Origin of the sequence: Flavobacterium aquariorum, from assembly GCF_003254745.1 — a bacterium.
Taxonomy (GTDB): domain Bacteria; phylum Bacteroidota; class Bacteroidia; order Flavobacteriales; family Flavobacteriaceae; genus Flavobacterium; species Flavobacterium aquariorum.
Map to the genome: position 1 here is coordinate 497,155 of NZ_QKXH01000002.1, position 23,935 is coordinate 521,089.

A 23,935-nucleotide genomic window follows, 5' to 3' on the forward strand; every position below is an offset into this window, starting at 1 on the left:
CACTAAAAGCAACTTACTTATTTAGTTCACTTAAGTTTGTGTTTTATTAATGCAACCTATAAAAAAAGGTCAACTCACATAAACGTGTTAGTTACCTCTTTTTTTATTGCAGTCGGGTTATTCGTTCCACCGTGGTGGATTACTTTTGTCCCATACTCACAAATTAACAGCTTCATTTTTAGAAAGATATTTTTTTAAAATTTAGTGTTATAAAAAACTACTCCATTCTAAAAAACTGATTATTCGATATCACTTCTTTGAGTGCAGTCACATCTTTCAGTTTTACTTTTTCCTCAAAAGAAGCTATGTGCTTATTATGGTGCACATCCGATCCCACAAAGTCATACATCCCTTTTTGCAATAATTGTTCGGCTATCTTAGCAATTGCTTCCCCGTAGTATCCCACGACCGCCAACAGATTTAGCTGAAACAAGCAACCGACGCGTTTCAATTTTACATATTCATCAAAATTATTGTGATAAAAAGTATACCGTTCCGGATGAGCCAAAACAGGAATATAACCCGCCACCTGCAAATCAAAAAGTATATTATACAATTGCATCGGTGCATTTATATAGGACATCTCAACCAATACATAATTATCTTTCAAAGTCAATAACTCTGCTGTCTGAAAAAGTTTTACAAATTGATTATCTATCAAATACTCTGAGGCCGCACGGAAAGGAACTCTTATTTCATTTTTTTCCAACTTAAATATTGTTTGGTCTTTAACTGCAAGAACACTTTCTTTTGTATTGTCCCAAACTTGGTACATAATATGAGGAGTAGTAATGAACTGTGAAACCCCAAAACCTTGAAGTGCTTGAACCAGCTCAAGTGTTTGCTCAAAAGTGAGAGCACCATCATCAATACCAGGCAATAAATGAGAATGAATATCCACATAATTTGACGGAATCAAATCTTTCAGTACTGGTTTATTTTTGAAAAATAAAAACAATTGGACTTATTTAAAAATGAACTACAAAGGAAGTGAAAATTAAACAAACCATAACGAGCGAGTAGTAAACAAAAAAAGCTGCCAAAACCACTAAGGATCTTGACAGCAAAAAAAAAATATTTTTTAATATTATAAAAGTCTAAACTGGAATAAAAATTCTTTTTCGATTAGAACCCATAAACTACAGCCAAAAGTACTTGAGAAGCAGAACTAGTAGGAGTCAAATCCGAATTAACAAACATAACATCATCAGAATTGGTATCAATTCTAAACTCCGGAATGATAGTTAATCCACTTACTTTATAATTACCGGATAAAGTAAAAGCTGTTACATCAGTATCCCCAGAACCTTCCTTAAATTTAAAATATTCAGCACGCATTCCCAAAGCGAAAGCATCACTAAATGCATAAGACGGGTATATCGCAGCTCCTGTGTAACCTACGTCGCCTTCATTTGAAAAATCAGCTCCGTTTAAACCTAACTTGAATTTATCGGTAAGTTGGAAAGTTGCCGTTAAATCCAAAATAGTGCCACTTACAGAACCATCCATAAAGTTAAGATAAACACTGCTTGCACCAGAAGCATACGACAATTGACCACCTACGGCATTCAAACCTTTTGCCGGATCGGCTTTGTATTTATTCCAAGAATCATTAAACAAACCAAACATTGCACCAAATTTGTCTGTTATTTTATAATTGGCTTTAACACCTGCGTTTTGGAATGGTCCGTTTGTAAACAAATATGAAGTTGAATAAGAGAAATTTCCAACTGGAGAAATTACCTCATAACCAATATAAGTTCCCATATAACCGGCAGTAAAACTTAATTTATCTGAAACTGCATAAGAAGCATATAAATTTTGAATATGAAATGAATTTGCATCGATTCCATCACCATTTGGGATTGATTGATATTGTCCCCTTGGACCAAAAGATATTTCACCAACAAAAGATACTTTTTTTATGGTTTTCTTCAAAGCAATATCAAGCATTCCTAAAGAAACTGAATTTTGGTCAGTTCCAAAACTTGTTTTAATATTTTCTGTTTTTGCGAAATCATACTTATAATACAAATCTCCAGAACCTGAAATTTGTAGCGGAGTAGTTTCTGGGGCATCTTGTGCAAATGCAAAACTTGTAGTCAAGGCTAACACTAAAATAATAATAACTTTTTTCATATTTAATCTGATTTTTAGTTAGTAATTCAATTAGGGTAATTGAATCGAATTTGGTTATTTTTTCTTTTTTCTTGGGACGAAATTATTAACTTTTCGTTAACAGAAAAACTTTTTTAAAACTTTCAGAGAAGAATTATCGATATCCAAAAATCATCTAAAAATAATATGTATTTCCTATTTTTTTTAAATTATATTATAAATTCAATAATCGCATTTTTTAAAAATACCCACTAAATTAAATACTAGTTTAAAATTATTAATTAAAAAAACATGATTTTTTATAAAATTTTATAATTAAAAAAATATAACCCCCTATAAAAATAGGGGGCAAGAAATTTTTATTTTTTTTTTAAATAAATCAATAACAAAACCAAAATATATTTTAAATCGATAAGAAAAAAACCTTAAACTCACACACCGATAATTAGTATGAGTTTAAGGTTTTGAAAACCGAAAAGTAAAAATATTTCTAAAGGCTATATTTGTTTCTAATGTTATATCTCCAAAAATAAAATGATTTAATGATTACCTATTCATTAAAAATTATTCAATAATCACTGACTTCATATTCATAAATTCTTTGATTCCTATGTCGGACAATTCCCTTCCGTATCCCGATTTTTTTATGCCTCCAAAAGGAATCCTAGAATCAGATCGAACCAAAGAATTGACAAAGACATTACCCGCTTCAATTTTTCTCGCTAAAGCATATGCCCGTTCTCTGTCTTCTGTCCAAATCGCCGAAGCCAAGCCATATCGATGATCATTTGCAATTACAATAGCATCATTTTCGTCCTTGGCTCTAATAATAGTTGCCAAAGGACCAAAAATTTCTTCTTTAAAAGCAATATTGTTAGCATCTACAAAATCAATTAGTGTGGGCTGGAAATTGCAATGATCACGCTCTCCACCCACTATCATCCTAGCTCCTTGCTGCAAAGAATTTTTCAATTGACAGCTCAACTTCTCAGCTAAATCAATTCTCGCCAATGGCCCCATTTGAATTCCGCTTTGCAATGGGTTTCCTTGCTGTAAGGCCTTAATCTTATTGGCAAAAAGTGCAACAAATTCATCGGCAACTTTTTCAGTAACGATAAAGCGTTTTGCACAAATACAAGCCTGACCCGCATTTAGCATTCTGGATTTGGTAGCCACTGTAGCTGCTTTTTCCAAATCGGCATCATCCAAAACGATAAAAGCATCGGATCCTCCCAACTCCATCACTGATTTTTTGATATATTTCCCAGCCAGTGCCGCAACCGATGAACCTGCCATTTCGCTTCCTGTCAAAGTAATTCCGGAAACAATATCAGAAGCAATCACGCTTTCTACCTGTGGAATATCAATGTTAATTTGTTGAAAGACACCTTCTGGAAAACCAGCTTCCAAAAACATGTTTTCGATAGCTTTGGCACAACCAACAACATTTGGCGCATGTTTTAAAAGAGTGACATTCCCCGCCATAATTGCCGGCGCCGCATAACGTAATACTTGCCAAAAAGGATAATTCCACGGCATAATAGCAAACACGGCGCCCATTGGATCATAAACAGAGATACTCTTGAAAGTCGTATCGTAATATTTGTCTTTGAGCATTTTCTGTGCATTTTCAGCATAATAGTCACAATTCCCCGCAGACTTTTCAACCTCGGCGATTGCCTCGGGAAGAATTTTACCCATTTCATTGGTAATAAGTAATCCCAATTCCTCTTTGTTCGTTCTAAATATGCTCGCCAAATTTTTCATTTTATCAGCTCTTTCCTGAAAAGTTGTAGTGCGCCAGTACTTGAAAGCCGATTGTGACAATTCGAGTTTTCGAGCCAGTTCACCATTGGTCAAAACTTCATGCTCCGCAATAATGGCCTGAGTAAACGGATTTATAGATCTAAATATTTTATTTGTATTATTCATTTTGTCTAATTGATAATTTCACCAATACTAAATCAGGAGGTATTATTTTATTGATTTTAATATAATTTTGGTTCAGCTTTAAAAACCCCTTTCAAAACATAGATTTTGTTTCCAATTAATCCATTCAAATTTAGAAAATCATTTACACTATATTATATTTTTTTTAGCTTTATCATCAATATTTCTGTTTGTTTATTGTCTTCAGTTTTCAATCGATCGAAGCGTTATTTTTTACTCTTACAAACAGTCTTCTATTAAAAAGATTTTCAATAAAAATCAATAGATTATCAAACCATCAAATTTTTCTTATATTCAGAATTATTCACTATACCACTTCCGGAAGATTGCAGATTTAGATTTTTAAAAAATAAGCAAACTAAAAAAAATTACAAATAGACATTGGAAACTAAACCTTGATATCCTTAAAGTAAAGTTTTTTTTGTAAATTTAATTTTCCAACCATTAAAAGCCAACACATTATGATACGAAAAGCTACTACTCAAGACTTAGATCAATTGACGAATCTCTTTGATCAATATGCTGTTTTCTATAAAAAACCATCCAATTACGAAAAGCATTATACTTATCTAAAAGAACGTTTAGAAAACAATGAAGCTACTATTTTTGTTGCTTGTGATGAAACAAATGAAAATAAACTTATCGGTTTTACTCTCATTTATGTAACTTTTTCTTCATTAGCACTCAATAAGATTTTGATCCTAAACGACTTATTCGTAGACTCTTCAGCCAGAAAAAAAGGAATTGGCGAAAAATTAATTTTGCAAACTGTTGAACTCGCCAAAGAGTTAGGCGCTCATGACATACGATTAAGAACTGCAAAAAATAACACTGCAGCCCAAGGATTGTATCATAAAATGGGTTTCATAAGAGAGGATTTTTTATACAGTTATGACCTTGCGGTGGGCTGATTAAAAAAAATCAATTATTGAGCAAATTTCCCAATTCCAGATTAAGATTTCGCATAAATATAGAATCAAATTTAACTAATGGAGCTATTTTGAAATATTTGATTCATTAATTCGAATATTTTTTCCTTATCAAGAGGTTTAGTGACATAACCTGAAAAACCGGCCTTCATGATACTTTCCTTTACTTCGGCAGAAGAATGTGCCGTTTGAGCTATAACAATTAGATCTGGATTGTCTTTTTTTATAATTTCAAAAGCTTCGTAACCGTCTAGAACAGGCATCTTTATATCCATAAAAATTAGATCAATATTCGAATCTGATGCACTCATATCAACAACTTCCTGACCATTTTTAGCTCTCAAAACAATATGGCTTTTCTTTTCCAATATTGTCTTTAACAACAGAAAATTAATATTATCATCTTCAGCTACTAAAATGGTTTTGCTTTCATACTCATTATAAGCAATTTCCGGTAGGTTATCATCCTGTTCATGAACCGTTTCATCATAGTATAATGGTATAGTAAATTTAAAAACTGATCCGCCTCCAAAAACCGATTCTACAGTAATTTCTCCCCCAAGCATTTCTACATAGGCTTTGGAAATAGACAATCCTAATCCTAAACCACTCAGTGAAATCGAATAATCATCTTCAACTCTTCTGAAGCGATCAAATATGACTTTTAAATCTTTTTCACCAATTCCAATCCCAGTATCTTCAACCCTAAATTCTAAAAATTTATTGTTTTGACAAATGTTATATCCAAATGCAACATGACCGTCATCAGTAAATTTTATGGCATTGGTCAATAAGTTAACAATAACTTGCTTCAATTTAATTTCGTCAGTCAAAACATCATTCGGGAGTTTAACACTATTTTTCAGTTGATAAAACTTTATGTCTTTATCATCTGGTATAGTAACTTTCAATGTATTATATAATTCGTTTAAACATTTTTCAATGTTCAGTCCTTTAAATTTTGGAGCGATCTGTTTGGCATCAATTTTGGACATCTCTATCAAATCTTCAATAATAGACACCAGACTTTTCCCATTGGTATTTATGATTTTCAGATACTTATTTTTTAATTCATCACTCAATTTATCATCCATCAGTAAATCCGAAAAACCAATAATTGCATTCATGGGAGTTCTGATTTCATGTGATAAATTGGCCAAGAAAGTTGATTTGAGTTTATCACTTTCTTCGGCCTTTTCTTTTGATTTTTCCAATTGAAACCGATTCTTTCTGTGATCTTCAAACAAATTCCCAATATAACCAAATTCACCAGGTTCCTTTTTTAGAAGACTGATTGAAATTTCACGATCGCTTTCTAAAATAGTTGTAACCAATTTCAAAGGCTTATACACCCATTTTCTGGAATAATGAACAGCGGCAATAAGACTGATTAAGGTTACGATTACTATAATCAACAACAACTCTTTGGTTTTTTCAAAATTGAGATGGGAAGGCCTTTCAAACAGTAATTTAGCCACTACCATATTATCAGAATTTCTCAATTTTATTACAGAAGTTACCTTTTTATTCCCAATGGTATCCATATCTACTTTATCCAAAAGTTGAATTTTGGAGGTGGAAATGTCTTCTAAATTTTTAAAATACTTCTGATCCAATAACCGAGCCATAAACATATATCCGGAAGGCTTCGTTTTTAACTTTTTAGGATCATTTGAAGCGTGAATGGTGCCGCCAAATACTTCGACTACTCCTTCGGGAACCAGCATATAAAACCGAGAAAACTTAGTTCTATACAAATACATCATTGCTTGACTAGGTATAAAATTTTTGGATTTAAAATTACCTTTTGATGTATTGGCGATAAGTTTTTTATTCAAATTATAAACCCCAATATAATCTACTTCGTAAGTAGGAAATTCATTTACTATATACCTATTAAACCAAGTCGTATCTTTTGACTTTGTAAAATTGACCAAAGCATCCCAGTAAGTAAGGTCGTTTATCGTAACTATTTGCGTTTTTGAATTAAAGTCAAACAACCGATTTACCTCCGTTTTATACTGATCGGAATTTACTTTAAAAACTTCCTTTTCTTGCTGAACAGTGTATAAATAAAGAGAGATAAACAGCAATAAAAATAACGAGCAGATTCCCATGATCAATAATACCAATTTAGAATAAGTCGTTAATTTTAATGTCAACTTCATTTATTTACAAGGAATTATATCAAATATAGAGCTGCAATATACTGCTTTATTTTTCAACATAAAAAAATCCAACATGTTGAAGAGTTGGATTTTTGAGTTTGAAAAACTATTTCTTACAATTGTATTCCCTTAAAAACTCCCTTGTTTTTAAACCAGATTCTTTCAGGTCTTTCTCCTTCCAATTGCCATCAGAACTTGCTGATTTTTTTAGCATGGAGCAGGTTTCGTCCTTATCGGAAATGGACCAGGTGATCCAACTCAATTTTCTTTCTTCCATCCAATCGATATATTCTTGCCAAGCTACATAATTCATTGGTCCGTCGCCGGAAGCCTCCATCCCGGCCGATTCGGAAACAAAAATCGGTAAACCGCTTTTTATCGCTTCATCCGTTCTGTCTCTAAGCTCTTTTTGATGAGTTGCTGCATAAAAGTGCATCGTGTACATTAGATTAATATATCCTTTAATGGGATCTGCTGCAGGTAAATTAACATCCTGATCCCATTTTGGACAACCGACCAAAATAATATTATCCGGGTCATTGGCTCGAATCACTTTGATTACTTCTTCGGAGTATGCTTTTACTTCAGGCCACGTTTCATAGTCCGGTTCGTTAAAAACTTCGTAAATCACATTCGGATATTTTCCATATTTCTTGGAGATTTCGTCAAAATATTCCTTGGCTTCCTTTAAATTAATATTATGGCTGTGCCAATCGACAATTACATAAATATCGGATTTAATGGCTCCTTTTATTACCGCTTCAATTTTATCCTTGGAAAAATCGGGTTCCTTCACATAATTATGCTCGCCAATTTCAATACCCATTGCGGCTCGAACAATCGTGCAATCGAAATCTTTTTTTAACCACGCTACCGTTTTTTCATTATAAAATCTGGGCCAAATGCTATGCCAACCGAGACTTACCCCTCTCAAAACAATTGGGTTTAGGTCTTTATCGACAAGCTGTGTTCCTTTTACACTAAGTTGCCCGTGTTTTTTTACGAATTGTGCGTTTGTCATACTACAGCTCAATACAAGTAAAAGCAGAATTATTTTTGATTTGAAGTTCATATCTTACTATTTATTAGTTTCACGATGGATGATAATTTAGATTTAAATAATATCTAACTGGTTAAAAATAAAACCTGTTAGAATATTTTTTTTTAGACTTATTCAATTAAGGAATTAGTTTTAATGTAATTACATCATGAGCGGCTATATCGGCAGTAAAATTCTTTTTGGTAGCGCCTGCTTCTTTGTTTTTCCAAAGGTCCTTGATTTTAAAGATTGATTTATTAAAATCGGCTTCAAAACCAAAATCAGCATCTTTGATCGGATTCTTTTTCCAATCGTAATTGATTTTTTTATGGGCATCGGTTCTGTTTAAGAAAGTTACTGCCCAAGCTCCATCCGATAAAGGTTTTACCCAAACTTCCAATCCGTCTTCGGCAGAAAGTTTGAATCCTTGGATTCCCAATTTATCCTGATTTACGGCGATCAGTTCTTTGTTGGTTAAAATAGCCAGGGTTTCTTTGGACATTTTTCTGAAATCATTTCCTGCGATTAATGGCGAAGCCATCATACACCACATCGCAAAATGGGTTTTATCCTCGGTGTTGGTCATTCCGTCGCCCACTTCCATCATATCAAAATCGTTCCAATGGTCTGGGCCTGAAAACTTACGGATGTCTTTGCGCATTTCGGCAATTTTCATGAATCCCCAAGACGACCAATTCCCTTCTTCGTGATGGAACTCGCAATCAAAACATGGGTAAATATCTCCCGAAATTCTCCAAAGATTCCCTATTGGTTTTCCCCATTCCCAAGGCTTATTGTCTCCCCATTCGCAAAGACTGAAAACGATAGGTCTCCCTGCGGTTTTAAGAGCGCTACTCATCGTGGCATAAGCCTCGGGAGCGTTGATTCCTGCAGTATTACACCAATCGTATTTTAAGAAATCGATGCCCAAATTGGCATAAAAGCGTGCGTCTTGGTATTCATATCCTCGGGTGCCTGGATAACCGGCGCAGGTATGGGTTCCGGCACAATTGTACAAACCAAATTTCAATCCTTTCGAATGCACATAATCGATTAAAGCTTTCATTCCGCTTGGGAATTTTATTGGATCCGGAACTAGATTCCCATTGGCATCACGTTCTTTTGTCATCCAGCCGTCATCAAGAACAATATAGTTGTATCCTGCGGCAGCCATTCCGGTTGAAACCATAATATCGGCTGTTTCTTTTACGAGTTTTTCATCGATGTTAGTTTCGAAGGTGTTCCAAGAATTCCAACCCATTGGCGGCGTCATGGCTAAACCTTCAAATTTTCCCGTTCCTTGTTTGTAAACGTTTCCTTGAGAAAAACCTTGAATTGATATACTGGCTAAAAGCACAGTGAGAAGTATTTTTTTCATTTTTTTTATTTTTTTTGCGAATTGGTTTGCTTTAAATATTTTTCTTTTTTGAAATTAAATATCTTGTCTTGCAGGATTTGCGTGAGGGATGGCAGTGGAGCTCTCCCGATTTTTCATCGGGAAGCGGGAACGAACAGCCCGACCCTTGTGGTCACGCCCTCATTATTTTATGGCTTTGTTGCATTTATTTTTGTTTCGGCTTTTTTGAGTCCGTTGCCGGTCGCAGTCAACGTAATTTCACCCGTTTCCCCAGTTGATTGCACGATGATTTGTGCCAAACCGCTAAACAATGTGCGCCTCCATGCGGGCGCAGGTGTTAGGATTTGAATTGTTCCGGGATTGGTGTTCACTGTTCCCCATTTGTATTTGTAAATTAAAGGTACGGCAACAATTGCAATTGTGTTTTTCCCTGCACGGAGATTGGCTTTGTCAAGTACGAAAGTGTCTCCTTTTTGGTTTTCGGGGATGTCATTTGCAATCAATTTTCCATTGATGTAAATGGACTGCGATTGACCGATGCTGTTGTAAAACAGATTGATTTTAGTTTCCTTGAAATTTTCGGACAAATCAAAATCGGTTCGATACACCACGGCCTTAGCTTTCTTTCCGAAGATGGTGTCGCGACTGTCTTTGAAAGCGTTGTCCCAATTAGAAATATCCAAATTATCGACTGTTTCGGTTGTTTCCAAAATGGAATTGACGATTTTTTCTTTCAGGTTCGAAATGTTGATAACCGTGTTGGTCTCCAAAAATTGATCGGGTTCTACCGAAGTGGGCTTACCGTTTCCAACGCCGATTATTTTCCCCGGACCTGAAATGGTGAAGGCAATTTCGTTTTCGGAAGTAGGTACGCGCAAGCCCGATTTGTCCTTGGTATCGACGGTAATCATGGCGATATCCACGTTATTTGCTTTAATAGTTTTTGCATTGGATTGCAGACCAATGGCAGCGGCAGCTGAAGTGGTTTTTACGGTTTCGGTTAGGATTTTCTTTCCGTTTTTATAGCCAATGGCTTCCAAAGTTCCGGGTCCATAATTGACTTTCCATTCCAAGTGCCCATTTTTTTCCATCGCCTTTTTTCCTAAACTTTTTTTGTTTAGAAAAAGTTCCACTTCATCGCAATTACTGTACGCCCAAACGTCAATGGGTTGTCCTTCTTTGCCTTTCCAGTTCCAATGTGGCAAAAGGTGCAAAACAGGCTCCGTTCCCCACCACGCTTTTAAGTACCAAGCATCGTCTTTGTAAAAACCACATTGATCGACCATTCCAAAATAAGAACCTGTTGCCGGCCACACATACGGAGTGGGTTCGCCACGGTAATCAAAGCCTGTCCAGATGAATATTCCGCCCAAATACGCCCTTGAATCATAGTGTTTCCAACCCTGTTCGATGCTGTGTGCATTCGCTGATTGCGGAAAATCGTAGGCGGGTTTGTATTGTTTTTCGTTGTCTTCGAAATAGATTCCTCTTGTGGCAAAAGTAGAACCTTCTTCGGTTCCCCAACTGGCAAGATTAGGAAATTCACGATGGTGTTTATCTGTGGTTTCTTTGCCTCCGTGTTTGATGTAATTGTAACCAACTACATCCACAGCTGTGGCAATTCCGTTATCCCAATTACCGCTAATTCCTGCCGTTATACCTCTGGTAGTATCTATCGTTTTGGCAAAATCCTGCATGGTTCTGGCCATTCGAGCACCAATGATATTCCCTTCTACACCCCATTCTTCATTAGCGATTGACCAACTTATGATAGACGGATGGTTCCGGTCGCGGAGCATCATTCGCTTTAATTCGCCCAACTGAACATTGGTAATTCCCATTAATCTAGTTTCGTCAATGACAACCATTCCTAGACGGTCGCAGGCATCCAATAACTCTGGTGTTGGTGGATTGTGTGAACAACGATAGGCATTGGAACCAAATGATTTTAAAGTCGCAATTCTAAAATCCTGCAAACCATCGGGCATTGCCACTCCTACTCCTGCGTGATCTTGGTGATTGTTGGTTCCTTTTATTTTTAGGTATTTTCCGTTTAGGAAGAAACCTTCATTGGCGTCAAAACGCAAGGTTCTTATTCCGAAAATGGTGGTTTGGGTGTCCACCAATTCGGTTCCTGAATAGATTGTAGTTCTCATTTTATGCAAATATGGATCATTGACCGACCATAGTTTTGGATTCGAAACCTTTAATTGTGTTTCAAAATCTTTGGTTTCCATTGGTCTTAAATTCAGATTGTCAATTGTTGTCGTAGCGATTGATTTTCCTGCATTATCATAAACAGTTTGAATGATTTTGAAATTCTGAAACGTACTACCTTCATTGATTACCGAAACTTTTGAAATGAGTTCAGCATTATTTTTATTGAGTTTGGTTGTACTTACAAAAGTTCCGTCGGCAGGTACGTGCAAAGGATTGGTTTTGTTTAACCAAACGTGACGGTAAATTCCAGCTCCTTCGTAAAACCAACCTTCTTCCATCATGGCATCTACCCGAACGGCGATTGTGTTTTCTCCTCCATAATTAACATAATCGGTAACATCGTATTCGAAACCCAAATAACCAGAAGGATTGTTCCCCAGATAATGTCCGTTGAACCAAACGGTTGTATTTCGAAAAACACCATCAAAAGCGATGTGGATCCTGCGTCCCAAATCTCCCTCTGGAACCGTTATTTTTTTACGGTACCAACCAATGCCGGTTTCAGGGAATGATCTTCCAATATTTTTGAATCCGTGGCTGTAACTGGCTTTTTCGCTAAAGCCCTGCTCCACTGCCCAATCGTGCGGTAAATCCAATTTTCGCCAAGAACGGTCATCAAAATTGGCCGCTGCAGCTCCATCACCATAAGTAGTTTTGGCCAAATAAGAGAAATATCCTGTTCCAGTATTAAAATCTTTGGCAGCGTCAAAAGGATGGCCAAAGGCAAATACCCAATTTTGATCTATCGAAATGTGTTCCCTAATCTTGCTATTTGAAGTTGATTGAGAAAAAACAGAAAAGCAAAAACTAAAGAATATTAGAAACAAAAATGGTATTGTATTCGTGTTTTTCATTTTATAATATTTAGCAAACCAATTAATAGTTTAACTCACAAGTTTAGTCAATCGGAACTAAAGATAGTGATACTTTTTTTTCAAAATATGCTTAAAAAAAGTCAAAAAAAGTAATCCTTCCTAAATAAAAAATATCCCCTAATTTCTCAATTAGGGGATATCTTAAACTAACTCAATAAACAATAACCAAATTTTATTTTAAAACAAAACCTATATTATCAATATGGAATGTATTTTCAACACCATCGCCTGCTGCATTTTTAGACATATTTTGGAATGTAATATTTTGCACATGATCTGCGTTACCTAACTCAGCCCAAGTAAATTCAAAAGTATTCCACCCTGTAGTAACAGTCATCATATTTCTTTCAGACCAATCTCCATTAAAACATAACTTAAGTGTTCCAGGGCTATCGGCTTTTACAGAAAGTCTTATGCCTTTATAATCTGCTATTTGATCATACCAAGACCAATCTCCTTGCATATTATCCCAAGCAGCCATTTTCTTTTTAATATGAATTAATCCTTGCTCAGATGCTTCGGACTCATAAGTATGATTATTCCAAGCTGGAAAAGTAAAACCATAGTAAGCCACATCATCAAAAAGTGCAGTTCCAACAGCATAAGTAGATGTCGCAGTTCCTGAAATATTGGTTACAGAAATATACTTTTTATCAGCACCAGCAGGTAGCTTCACTTTAATTTCAGTTAAAGTAGAAGATATTACAGGTACAGTTTCTGTTCCAACTTTAACAATTGGGTCTAAAAAATAATTCCCATAAATTGTGATTACATCGCCTTCTGCAGCATTAATAGGATTAAAACTTCCAAAACTTGGTGATGGCGGAGCTATGACGAAATCGTAAACTATTGTCCCTAATTTTGTAACAATTTTTAATTTACTAGTCGCATCCGCATAAGGTGTTTTTTCATCAATTAATACAAATATTTCAGTATCTGTAACCATTGTGGGATTAAAGTAAGTGTCAAAATCATTGAAGTAAATTTTTTCAACAGTGGTAAATCCCGAACCTCTAATGATATAGTAATTTTTTGGATCACCTTGGGTAACCGGAACCAAATCTCCTTCTTCGGCTTTGGCTACACTAGTAATTGCTAACGTTCCCGAGCCTGAATCGGCACTATCATCACTACATGAAGAAAAAACACCCAGTACCAAAAGAACCATCGAAACAATGGACAATAGGTATTTTATTTTTTTATTTTTCATAATATAAATTTTAAATAATTATTTAAAGGTATATGGAACTGGCGCATCCAATAATTTTGGATTTTTTGCCACCTCATTATCTGGGTAGTCCATATAAAAATCATTTGTCGCATGATCCTCACTATATACTGGAGTATAATAACGTGCTCCGTATCTGTCTCCTCTATTTTGCGCTGACATAATTGCAATTGCTTTTGCTTTATCGATACGTCCTAAATCAAACCAATAATCACCTTCAAAACACAATTCTTTTCTTCTTTCAAGAAAAATATCATCAAAAGTTACACTTGTCAAATTACTTAATCCAGCTCTTCTTCTAACAGCATTGATCGACTTCAAAGCTGCTGCATCAGAAGTACTTCCCGCACCGGCCAAAACCGCCTCAGCATGAATTAACAATAACTCAGCGTAACGCATAATATAAGTATTGTTATCCATCATTGCCCATGCATCTGCTGAACCTGTAGCTGCACCATTTACAACACCAATGCAATATTTTTTGATTGCTCCACCAGATCCTTGTGCTAAATCTTTCCCGACTGGAACAGTAAAACCAATTCCTTCGGTTGTTTTCATGTTTGGATAAGTATCTCCTGCAACCATGATTGTTTCATGTTTTCTTTTATCTGTAACATCATATAAAGTAAAGATCTCTTGACCTGGTCCAAAAACTCCAGCATATGAAGCATTTGAAGTAGACAAATCCCCGTCTTTAAACCCAAATTGTGTATTACAGTTATTAGCAGAACCATAAGCTCCATCACCTTTCCATTGAATAGCAAAAATAGATTCTTCGTTATTATTGTTTGCATAAGTAAACAAATCAGCAAAACTTTTTGCTGGTAATTCGTCACCACCTAACAATTTAAATTCGCCACTATTGATAACTTCCTCAGCCATGGCTCTAGCATTAGCATAATCTTTTTTATACAAATATACTTTGGCTAACATTGCTTTTGCAGAACCTTTAGATACGTGTCCGTTACTTGCATAATTGGCACCTCTAGTTTTGGCAACCAACAAATCTGCTGCTTTTAAGTAATCACTTGTTATCAATTTATATATGTCATCAACTGTATTTGTATTCACATACGGATTACTGGTAAAATCTAAAGGATTTTCAATAATTGGCACTGGGCCCCAAAGTCTTACTAAATCAAAATAAGCTGTAGCTCTCATGAAATAAGCTTCCCCAATAGCATTGTCCAACACATTTTTATCTACATCTGGTCCAACTCTACTTGCCAAAAAGTTGATAATCATATTAGATTGTTGCACATTGGCCCATAATGCTGACCAACCGTTTACCAATTCAGGATCACTTCCATTCAAAGCAAAAGTTCTTAATCCACTAACATCAGGAGATCCTGAGTACATGTTTCCTGAACCTACTTCGATAGCCCACCAAAACTTATTATACATCTGAAACCAAGTTCTGCTATACATCCCATTTGTTGCTGAACTTACTTGATCATTTGTGCTGTAATAAGAGTCCAAACTTATCCCATCTTCTGAAGGCCTATCTGTAAAATCTTCCTGACACGACCCAAACACTAGGAACGTTACCGCAACGAGCAGTAAACTATATCTATTTAAAAACAATTTCTTTTTCATTTTATCTTTTTTTAAAATTCTACGTTAAGTCCAATTGTAAATGTTCTGGCTACTGGGTATCTTCCATTATCAATTCCTGACAAAAGCACATTCTGATTAAATGAACCAATCTCTGGATCATAACCTGAATAATCAGTAAACGTAAGTAAGTTTTGAGCTGTACCGTATAATCTTAATCTTGTTACTTTAAATTTAGAAATAACATCAGAAGGTAAAGAATATCCAAGTGTAACGTTTTGAATTCTTATATAAGAACCATCTTCAACATAACGATCTGAAATCAGTAAGTTATTATTTGATGCATCTGCAATAGGTCTTGGGTTATTACTTGCTGTATTTGTATCAGAATAATAATCCATGGCATCGACTAGTTGATTATCATACAAAGATGCATTTGTTGTTCCCGCTCTTTTTGTCAAATTCATAACATCGTTACCGTAAGATCCTTGCAAGAATATAGAACAATCAAAGTTTTTATACTTGAAGTTATTTGTAAATCCAAAAGTCAAATCTGGATGAGGATTTCCAATAAATGTTTTATCATTTGCATCTATTTTACCATCTCCATTTACATCTTTATATTTTACATCACCCAAAGAGGTTTCTCCTGCCCCTGTTCCAACTGGCTGACCAAACTGAATTGGTGCGCTGTTTAAAGTTGCTTGATCTTTGAATATTCCCTCAGTAACATAACCATAGAACATCCCGATAGGATTATTAACAGTTGTGTTCGTAACAACGACTGGTTGGTATCCGTTGGTATTCACTTCTTGTGTTAAAATAATTCCGTTGGCAATTTCATCTAAATTATTTTTGTAATGAGATACAACCAAAGAGGTATCCCAATTAAAGCTACCTGAAGATCTAAGATTATATCCTAAAGTAATATCATACCCTTTATTACTCATTGTACCCAAATTAGAATATGGAGCAGAGACTCCTCCGTATTGGTTTCCACCTCCTGTTAAGTATAATGGCAATGGCACTTGGAATAAAAAACCTTCCGATTTTTTATCATAAAAATCAACACTACCGAACAATTTAGATTCCAACATTGTAAAGTCTATACCAAAGTTAGTTTGATTAAGTGATTCCCAAACTAAATTAGGATTTGGATAATTCGCTGGCAAAAACCCGCTTCCCAATCCGGAATTTTGAACATTCAACATCGCAGAATAGCTGTTATTTGGAATCTGTTGGTTACCCGTTTCTCCATAACCCAATCTGAATTTAATATTGTCTACATATTGACGAGTTCCCTCCATAAAAGACTCATTAGAAAGTTTCCAAGAACCTGAAATTGCATTAAAGACACCTTTTTGATTGTCTGTCGTAGGGTCAAATTTAGAAGAAACGTCTTGTCTTGTAGAAGCTGTGATACTGTACTTATCATTAAAGTCATAAATTACACGAGCAAAAAGAGACGAAAGAGAAGCGCTTCCTTTATATTGTGTCACTGTATTATTATCAACATCGGCTAAATTCAAGGTATGGATAGAATTTGTTTTAAAACCTTGCGCAGATGCTATTAATCCTTCCCAATGTGAATCATTTGCTTCTTGACCTAATAAAATTGTAAAATGATGTTTATCGAAAGTTTTGTCATAAGTCAGTAAGTTTTTAATATTCGTAGAATACCAATTTTGTCTTCTTACATCTAAATCTGCCAATAAATTTTCTTGACTACCCCATTTATAAGAAGGTCTAAAGTCGTCGTTTTCAGAAAACTCAGTGTTTGCAGCGATCTCGATACGATATTTCAATCCTTTAAAAAGATCTGCTTCTGCATACATATTTCCTAAGAAATTTTTACGAACCAACGTGTTTTCTCTAGTCAAAGCTTCTGCAACCGGATTATAATAAGTTACACTTTGCTCAGACGAAGGTGGTCCTGCAAATGTTCCGTCAGCATTTCTAACTGGTATATCTGGAGATTGCAATAAAGTATTTGAGATTAATCCAGAAAAACTTTGGTTTACTGTAATATTCTCATTGGTAATACCTCCTGACATATTTCCTCCTACTCTTAACCAACTTTTAATTTTAGAGTCTAAATTTAATCTTACAGTATATCTCTTTAATCCAGAATTAATGATAGTTCCCTCATTATCCAAATAACTTCCAGACAAATAGTAACTAGTACCATCTTTGGCACCTGAAAAAGATAATTGGTGACTTTGTGAAATGGCTGTTCTATATACTTCATCTTGCCAATCTGTTCCAGGTCCTAATAATTCAGGATGTGAAAATTCCTGACGCGTTTGAAATCCCCATAATTTAGCCAAATTTGTTTTTAAAGTGGCATACTCCGGCAAAGTCAAAACATCCAATTTATTGGTAACATTACTAATTGAAGTGAAATTTTCATAAGCAACTCTACCGGTACCTTTTTTCCCTGATTTGGTAGTAATTATAATAACCCCATTAGCACCTCTTGAACCGTAAATTGCAGTTGCAGAAGCATCTTTCAAAATGTCCATAGATTCAATATCACTAGGATTGATCATTGATAATGGACTAACGGCATTGTTTCCGCTTCCTCCTGATGAAGAAAATCCATCTCTACCAGCCAAAGGACGACCACTTGTAGATTTTCCTGTTGCATCTCCAGAAACTGGAACTCCGTCAATTACATATAAAGGTTCATTAGTCCCTGAAATAGAAGTTGTCCCTCTAATCCTAACAGAAGCGGCACTTCCCGGGGCACCTGAATTATTAGTTACACTTACCCCAGCAGCCTTACCTTGAAGCATTTGATCAACACTTACTACTTTCAGGTTCTCAATATCCTTGGCTTTTACGGTAGAAACAGATCCGTTAAGATTACCTCTTTTTTGAGTTCCATAACCAATTACAACGATTTCTTTCAAGTTTTCAGAAACAGATGTCATAGTAACATTAAGCTTAGAACTTCCTTTTACCGCTACTTTTTTGTTGTCAAAACCAATAAATGTAAAAGTCAATATAGCATTTGCAGGAACATCGATTGAATATTTCCCATCAAAATCAGAAGAAACTCCTTGTGCAGCTCCTTCCACTTTAATGTTAACTCCAGATAAAGGCAGATTATTAGCATCTGTAACAACACCCTGCACCTTAAGCTGTGCATTCATGATACCACAGGCAAATAGTAAGAACATCAATGGAACCTTTCTGTGGTTTACTTTCCAATGAATCAAGTCGGACAATAATTTTTTCATAATAAAAATTTGTTAGTTAAGTTTAATAATTTCCGAAAGGGTAATTCGGCTATTATTATTGGCATTAATAAATATGATTTATAATTAACAAATTTATAACAGTAGTTAACATCAAATTAATATTATTATATCATTTAATGATAATATATTTTCAAAATGAAAAATTTAATTACACATAACAAAATTATAATCAGAATTTTTTAAATTATTACTATTTAATACCTACAATATATGCCATATAATTAATTTTAAAATAAAAAATGCTTTCTGAAAGACTCTCCCAGAAAGCATTTTAACAAAAAAACTGAAATACGTTACAGGATTCTCTTTAATCCTGAAAAATCATCTCGGTATTGACTAGGGGTACATTTTTTAAAAGCCTTAAAACTTCTATTGAAATTGGCAATGTTATTAAACCCCGACTTGAAGGCAACCTCCGAAATACTTAGGTCTTTCTCCACTAACCACCTGGCCGCATAACCAATTCGGATGTCATTAATATAGTTGACAAAAGTCTTTCCGGTGCGTTTTTTTATAAATCTATTAAAAGAAATCGTCGTCATATTAGCCACGCCCGCTACTTCTTCCAATGATAATTTTTCAGCAAAATTCTTTTGAATATAATCATAGATCAATTTCATTTTATCATACTCTTCAAAAGTGTCATTTTCAACGGTAAAAGTCGACAAAAGCCTTTGATTACGGGAGTTCGCGAGATCGTATAATATGGAGATGATTTCCAAGAAATAATCCATTCCATCCAATTTGGATATCTTTATCAACCTTGGGGTGAGCATTTCGGCTACCTGATTTGAAAATAAAATACCATGTACAGAACGATTAAACATCTCCTTTATAGGTGTCATAATTCGTCTGGACAACAAAAATTCATGAAAAAGATCATTATGAAATTGAATTGTTATTTCATGAATATCTTTGTTTTTACATTTGTGTTGTTCCCAACCATGATACAAATTAGGCCCAACCAACACTAACTCTATATCATCAATCTCTTCTATATTGTCGCCTACAACGCGTTTTACTCCTTTTCCGTTCAATATAAAATTGATCTCAAATTCCGGGTGATAATGCACCGGATAATCAAATTCATCTTTAACTCTATCAAAAACCAAAAAACTGTCTTGTGCTGCGAGTGGAACTATTTCTCTATGAAAATTTTTAAAAGCGCTCATAATTCATTTTTTTATTTGCAATAATAAGATATAAAATTGATAAAATAATATTAATCCAAAAGATGTTATTACTATATCTTTGAAAAATGGATTTATGTATTTTAAACTAAAAATAGCCGCAAAAAACACAAATCATTTTAAAGAGGTTATTTTTTTAATATTTTGACAAAAAATTAATAAAAACATAAAATTGCAACTTTAAAATTTCAATCATTTGATAGTTAATTCGAATCGATTTTGATTTTATTTTAAACTAATAAAAACTCATTACACAAGACATGACAAAAACAAACTATATATTCTCACTTTTTTTAACCTTTAGCACATTTTGCTCCTCTTATTCACAGAGTAGTGATACTAAATTATCATTATCCGATAAAAAAGCTACCAAAAATACCACACAGTTATATCAAAATTTATACAAAACAGCCAATAAAGGGATATTATTTGGTCATCAAGATGATTTGGCATATGGTGTAAATTGGAAATACGAAGAAGGAAGAAGTGATGTAAAAGATGTCGTTGGAGATTACCCAGCGGTTTATGGATGGGATTTAGGCGGACTAGAAACCAAATCGGATAAAAACATAGATGGCGTTCCTTTTGATAAAATGAGACAATATATCATTGACGGATACAACAGAGGAGGCATTATCACTCTCAGTTGGCATTTCAATAATCCACTAACAGGTGGAAATGCTTGGGACACCACACCAAAATCATTGGCTTCGGCATTACCTGGAGGTGAAAGTCATGAAAAATACAAAGCTTGGTTAGACGAGGCTGCAAAATACATCTTAACTTTAAAGGATAAAAAAGGCAATCTAATTCCCTTATTATATCGCCCTTTTCATGAACTTACCGGAACTTGGTTTTGGTGGTGCAAAAACAATGGAAGTCCAGAAGAGTTTAAAAAACTTTGGAAATTCACTATTGATTATTTCCAAAAGAAAGGCGTTCATAATTTAATATATGTGTACAATACCGCCGATTTTAGTAGCAAAGAAGATTTCTTGGAATACTATCCAGGTCCCAAATATGCTGATGTCTTAAGTTTTGACAAATACATTTACAAAGACCCTTTGCAGGACAATTCGTTTGTCGAAAATTGCCAAAGACAATTTGGAATAATAGACCAAATTGCCAAAGAGCAACATAAAATCATTGCTTTTGCAGAAACAGGTTATGAAGCCATTCCGTATGACAAATGGTGGACAGACACTTTGATGAAAGCGATGGGATCCTATAAAATATCCTATGTGTTGGTTTGGAGAAATCACGGTTGGCAAGAGAAAGAACAAAAAATGCATTATTATGCGCCGTTCAAAGGACAAGTAAGTGAAAAAGATTTTATTCAATTTTACAATCTAGATAATACTCTTTTTGAAAAAGATGCCGCAAAAATAAACCTTTATAAAAAATAAAACCATGACAACAAACCCCAAGAAAGTAATGGATAGCAAAATCAGTTTAAAAGAAAAAGTTGGTTACGGATTAGGAGATGCTGCTTCCTCTATGTTTTGGAAAATTTTCAGCATGTATCTGATGTTTTTTTACACCGATGTCTTTGGGATAGCCCCTGCCGTAGTTGGAACCATGTTCTTGATTACCCGGATTTGGGATTCCTGCTTTGATCCATTGGTTGGCATTATTGCAGACCGTACCAAAAGCCGTTGGGGAAAATTCAGACCTTATTTATTGTGGACGGCGATTCCATTTGCCATAATTGGAGTACTGACTTTTTACACTCCCGATTTTGACGAAAAAGGAAAAATAATATATGCATACGTCACTTATTCCTTAATGATGATGATTTATTCTATCATTAATGTGCCATACGCTTCCTTGCTGGGAGTAATGTCTGGTGATAGAAAAGAACGTACTACCCTTTCCTCTTACCGTATGGTTTTTGCCTTTGGCGGAAGCTTGTTGGCCCTTTGGCTAATTGAACCATTGGTAAATCATTTTGGTGGAAGTTTAAACTCCAAAACAGGCTGGTTATATACCATAATCGTTTTTGGAATCATCACCACGATTTTCTTTTGGTCTTGCTTTTTCCTAACCAAAGAAAGAGTACAACCCATAAATGATGAAAAACCTAATTTAAAAGAAGATTTAAACGACCTTCTTAAAAACAGACCTTGGTGGATTTTACTAGGCGCTGGCATTGGTGCTTTGGTATTTAATTCTATCCGTGATGGGGCTGCAGTTTATTATTTTAAATATTACGTAAGCAGTACTGTAAGTTACAGTTTCAACATTTTAGGAGAAAATTTTGCGATGACTCCAACCACGCTTTACTTGGTACTGGGACAAGCCGCAAACATTATTGGTGTGATTGCTGCTACTCCGATTGCTAACAAAATTGGCAAAAAGAAAACCTTTTTTGGAGCTATGGCACTTGCAGCAATTTTAAGCGTCTTTTTCTATTATATCGGAAAAGAAAATATTGTACTGATTATGGTTTTCCAAGTAATGATTAGTATTTGCGCGGGTTGCATCTTCCCATTAATCTGGTCTATGTATGCAGATAGTGCCGATTACTCCGAGTGGAAACAAGGCAGAAGAGCAACTGGTCTTATCTTTTCGGCTTCTTCGATGTCTCAAAAATTTGGTTGGACAATCGGTGGTGCTGCAACTGGATGGCTTTTGGGATACTTTGGTTTTCAAGCTAATGTAGTACAAACTGTCACTGCACAAAACGGAATATTACTAATGTTGAGCATACTTCCGGCAATTGCTGCAGCACTATCTGTACTTTTCATCATATTCTACCCATTATCTGAAGAAAAGCTGCAGACCATTGAAGACGAACTTAACACCAAAAGAAATTTAAATAAATAATACTTGATTTTAGAAAATTCAGTTATGAGCACTACAAAAATAAATATCGATTTAAAACAAATAAAAATCGAACTCGACAAGCAATTCAATGCTTTAATTCAAACAAAAAACGAACCACAAGAAGGTATTGGAAACGGAATATACACTCGCTACAAAAACCCTGTTTTAACAGCCGCCCATACACCGCTAGAATGGAGATTTGATTTTAATCCAAATACAAATCCATTGCTTTTGGAGAGAATTGCCATAAACGCCACATTCAATGCAGGAGCAATAAAATGGAACGACAAATACATCCTTGTAGCCCGTGTGGAAGGTGCGGACAGAAAGTCATTCTTTGCCGTTGCCGAAAGCCCAAATGGTATAGATAATTTCAAATTTTGGGATAAACCTTGCGTGATTCCGCAAACGGAAGAACCAGACACCAATGTGTATGACATGCGCTTAATTGCCCATGAAGACGGTTGGGTTTATGGAATTTTCTGCACCGAAAGAAAAGACCCATCATCACCAAAAGGAGACACCAGTACTGCTATTGCCAATGCCGGAATTGTACGCACCAAAGATTTAATCAACTGGGAAAGATTACCTGATTTGATTTCGAATACAGGACAACAACGAAATGTGGTATTGCATCCAGAATTTGTAAACGGAAAATATGCTATGTATACTCGTCCGCAAGATGGTTTTATCGATGTAGGGAACGGTGGCGGAATTGGCCTTGGATTCGTGGAAGACATGACCAATCCAATAGTACAAGAGGAAAAAATCATTTACGGAAAACAATATCACACCGTATATGAATTGAAAAATGGTCTTGGACCGGCACCAATCAAAACTGAAAAAGGTTGGTTGCATTTAGCACACGGAGTTCGTAATACTGCTGCTGGTTTGCGCTATACACTATACATGTTCATGACTGATTTGAATGATATTGCGAAAGTAACACATGCTCCTGCCGGACATTTTATGGCTCCAGAAGGTATAGAAAGAATTGGAGATGTATCCAATGTTTTATTTTCTAATGGATGGATTGAGGATAAAGACGGAACTGTTTATATTTATTATGCTTCTTCAGATACCAGAATGCACGTAGCAGTTTCATCTGTGGATAAACTGGTAGATTATGTTGTAAATTCTCCCGAAGACACTTTTACTTCTGCAGGTTCTGTCAACACCATTATCAAGCAAGTGAATAAAAACAAAGAAATTTCATAA

The 23,935-nt window shown here is 35.0% G+C and carries 15 protein-coding genes; 4 read left to right on the forward strand and 11 right to left on the reverse strand.

Going from position 1 to position 23,935, the window contains the following annotated elements; genetic code table 11:
• Positions 1–217: 217 nt before the first annotated feature.
• The 3 genes from DOS84_RS04835 to DOS84_RS04845 all read right to left on the reverse strand — a co-directional run bounded on the left by DOS84_RS04835 (position 218) and on the right by DOS84_RS04845 (position 4,050).
• The gene (locus DOS84_RS04835) at positions 218–958 is read right to left on the reverse strand and encodes a tyrosine-protein phosphatase (protein ID WP_111408976.1); all 741 of its coding nucleotides are present in this window, start codon (positions 956–958) and stop codon (positions 218–220) included.
• 167 nt (positions 959–1,125) lie between these two features.
• A complete protein-coding gene (locus DOS84_RS04840; protein WP_111408977.1) occupies positions 1,126–2,139 on the reverse strand; it encodes an outer membrane beta-barrel protein in 1,014 nt (337 codons plus the stop codon).
• A 543-nt stretch (positions 2,140–2,682) separates the two neighbouring features.
• Entirely contained in the window at positions 2,683–4,050 is a 1,368-nt protein-coding gene (locus tag DOS84_RS04845) for an NAD-dependent succinate-semialdehyde dehydrogenase (RefSeq protein WP_111408978.1), read from the reverse strand.
• 479 nt (positions 4,051–4,529) lie between these two features.
• Between DOS84_RS04845 and DOS84_RS04850 the strand changes: the two genes are divergently transcribed.
• A complete protein-coding gene (locus tag DOS84_RS04850) occupies positions 4,530–4,979 on the forward strand; it encodes a GNAT family N-acetyltransferase (RefSeq protein ID WP_111408979.1) in 450 nt (149 codons plus the stop codon).
• A 71-nt stretch (positions 4,980–5,050) separates the two neighbouring features.
• Here DOS84_RS04850 and DOS84_RS04855 read toward each other — a convergent pair whose 3' ends face one another.
• From DOS84_RS04855 to DOS84_RS04890, 8 genes are all read right to left on the reverse strand, one after another.
• Complete coding sequence (locus DOS84_RS04855) at positions 5,051–7,165, reverse strand: ATP-binding protein (protein WP_111408980.1); 2,115 nt, start codon at positions 7,163–7,165, stop codon at positions 5,051–5,053.
• 106 nt (positions 7,166–7,271) lie between these two features.
• On the reverse strand, positions 7,272–8,237 hold the full coding sequence (locus DOS84_RS04860; RefSeq protein WP_111408981.1) for a glycoside hydrolase family 5 protein: 966 nt from the start codon (positions 8,235–8,237) through the stop codon (positions 7,272–7,274).
• A 106-nt stretch (positions 8,238–8,343) separates the two neighbouring features.
• On the reverse strand, positions 8,344–9,582 hold the full coding sequence (locus DOS84_RS04865; protein ID WP_111408982.1) for a glycoside hydrolase family 27 protein: 1,239 nt from the start codon (positions 9,580–9,582) through the stop codon (positions 8,344–8,346).
• Positions 9,583–9,749: 167 nt separating this feature from the next.
• Positions 9,750–12,635 (reverse strand): beta-galactosidase GalA, encoded by a 2,886-nt coding sequence (gene galA / locus DOS84_RS04870; RefSeq protein WP_111408983.1) that lies wholly within the window; start codon positions 12,633–12,635, stop codon positions 9,750–9,752.
• A gap of 193 nt (positions 12,636–12,828) precedes the next feature.
• A complete protein-coding gene (locus DOS84_RS04875; protein ID WP_111408984.1) occupies positions 12,829–13,866 on the reverse strand; it encodes an IPT/TIG domain-containing protein in 1,038 nt (345 codons plus the stop codon).
• 18 nt (positions 13,867–13,884) lie between these two features.
• A complete protein-coding gene (locus tag DOS84_RS04880; protein ID WP_111408985.1) occupies positions 13,885–15,480 on the reverse strand; it encodes a RagB/SusD family nutrient uptake outer membrane protein in 1,596 nt (531 codons plus the stop codon).
• Positions 15,481–15,491: 11 nt separating this feature from the next.
• Positions 15,492–18,680, reverse strand: coding sequence for a SusC/RagA family TonB-linked outer membrane protein (locus DOS84_RS04885; RefSeq protein ID WP_111408986.1), 3,189 nt, complete (start codon positions 18,678–18,680; stop codon positions 15,492–15,494).
• A 314-nt stretch (positions 18,681–18,994) separates the two neighbouring features.
• Positions 18,995–19,873, reverse strand: a complete 879-nt coding sequence (locus tag DOS84_RS04890) for a helix-turn-helix domain-containing protein (protein WP_111408987.1) — start codon at positions 19,871–19,873, stop codon at positions 18,995–18,997.
• Between the two features lie 278 nt (positions 19,874–20,151).
• Here DOS84_RS04890 and DOS84_RS04895 point away from each other — a divergent pair, with 278 nt between their 5' ends.
• From DOS84_RS04895 to DOS84_RS04905, 3 genes are read left to right on the forward strand one after another with little or no spacing between them, the layout of a single operon-like run.
• A complete protein-coding gene (locus DOS84_RS04895; protein ID WP_111408988.1) occupies positions 20,152–21,297 on the forward strand; it encodes a glycoside hydrolase family 26 protein in 1,146 nt (381 codons plus the stop codon).
• A 4-nt stretch (positions 21,298–21,301) separates the two neighbouring features.
• Positions 21,302–22,717, forward strand: coding sequence for an MFS transporter (locus tag DOS84_RS04900; protein ID WP_243636319.1), 1,416 nt, complete (start codon positions 21,302–21,304; stop codon positions 22,715–22,717).
• A gap of 24 nt (positions 22,718–22,741) precedes the next feature.
• Positions 22,742–23,935, forward strand: coding sequence for a glycoside hydrolase family 130 protein (locus DOS84_RS04905; RefSeq protein ID WP_111408989.1), 1,194 nt, complete (start codon positions 22,742–22,744; stop codon positions 23,933–23,935).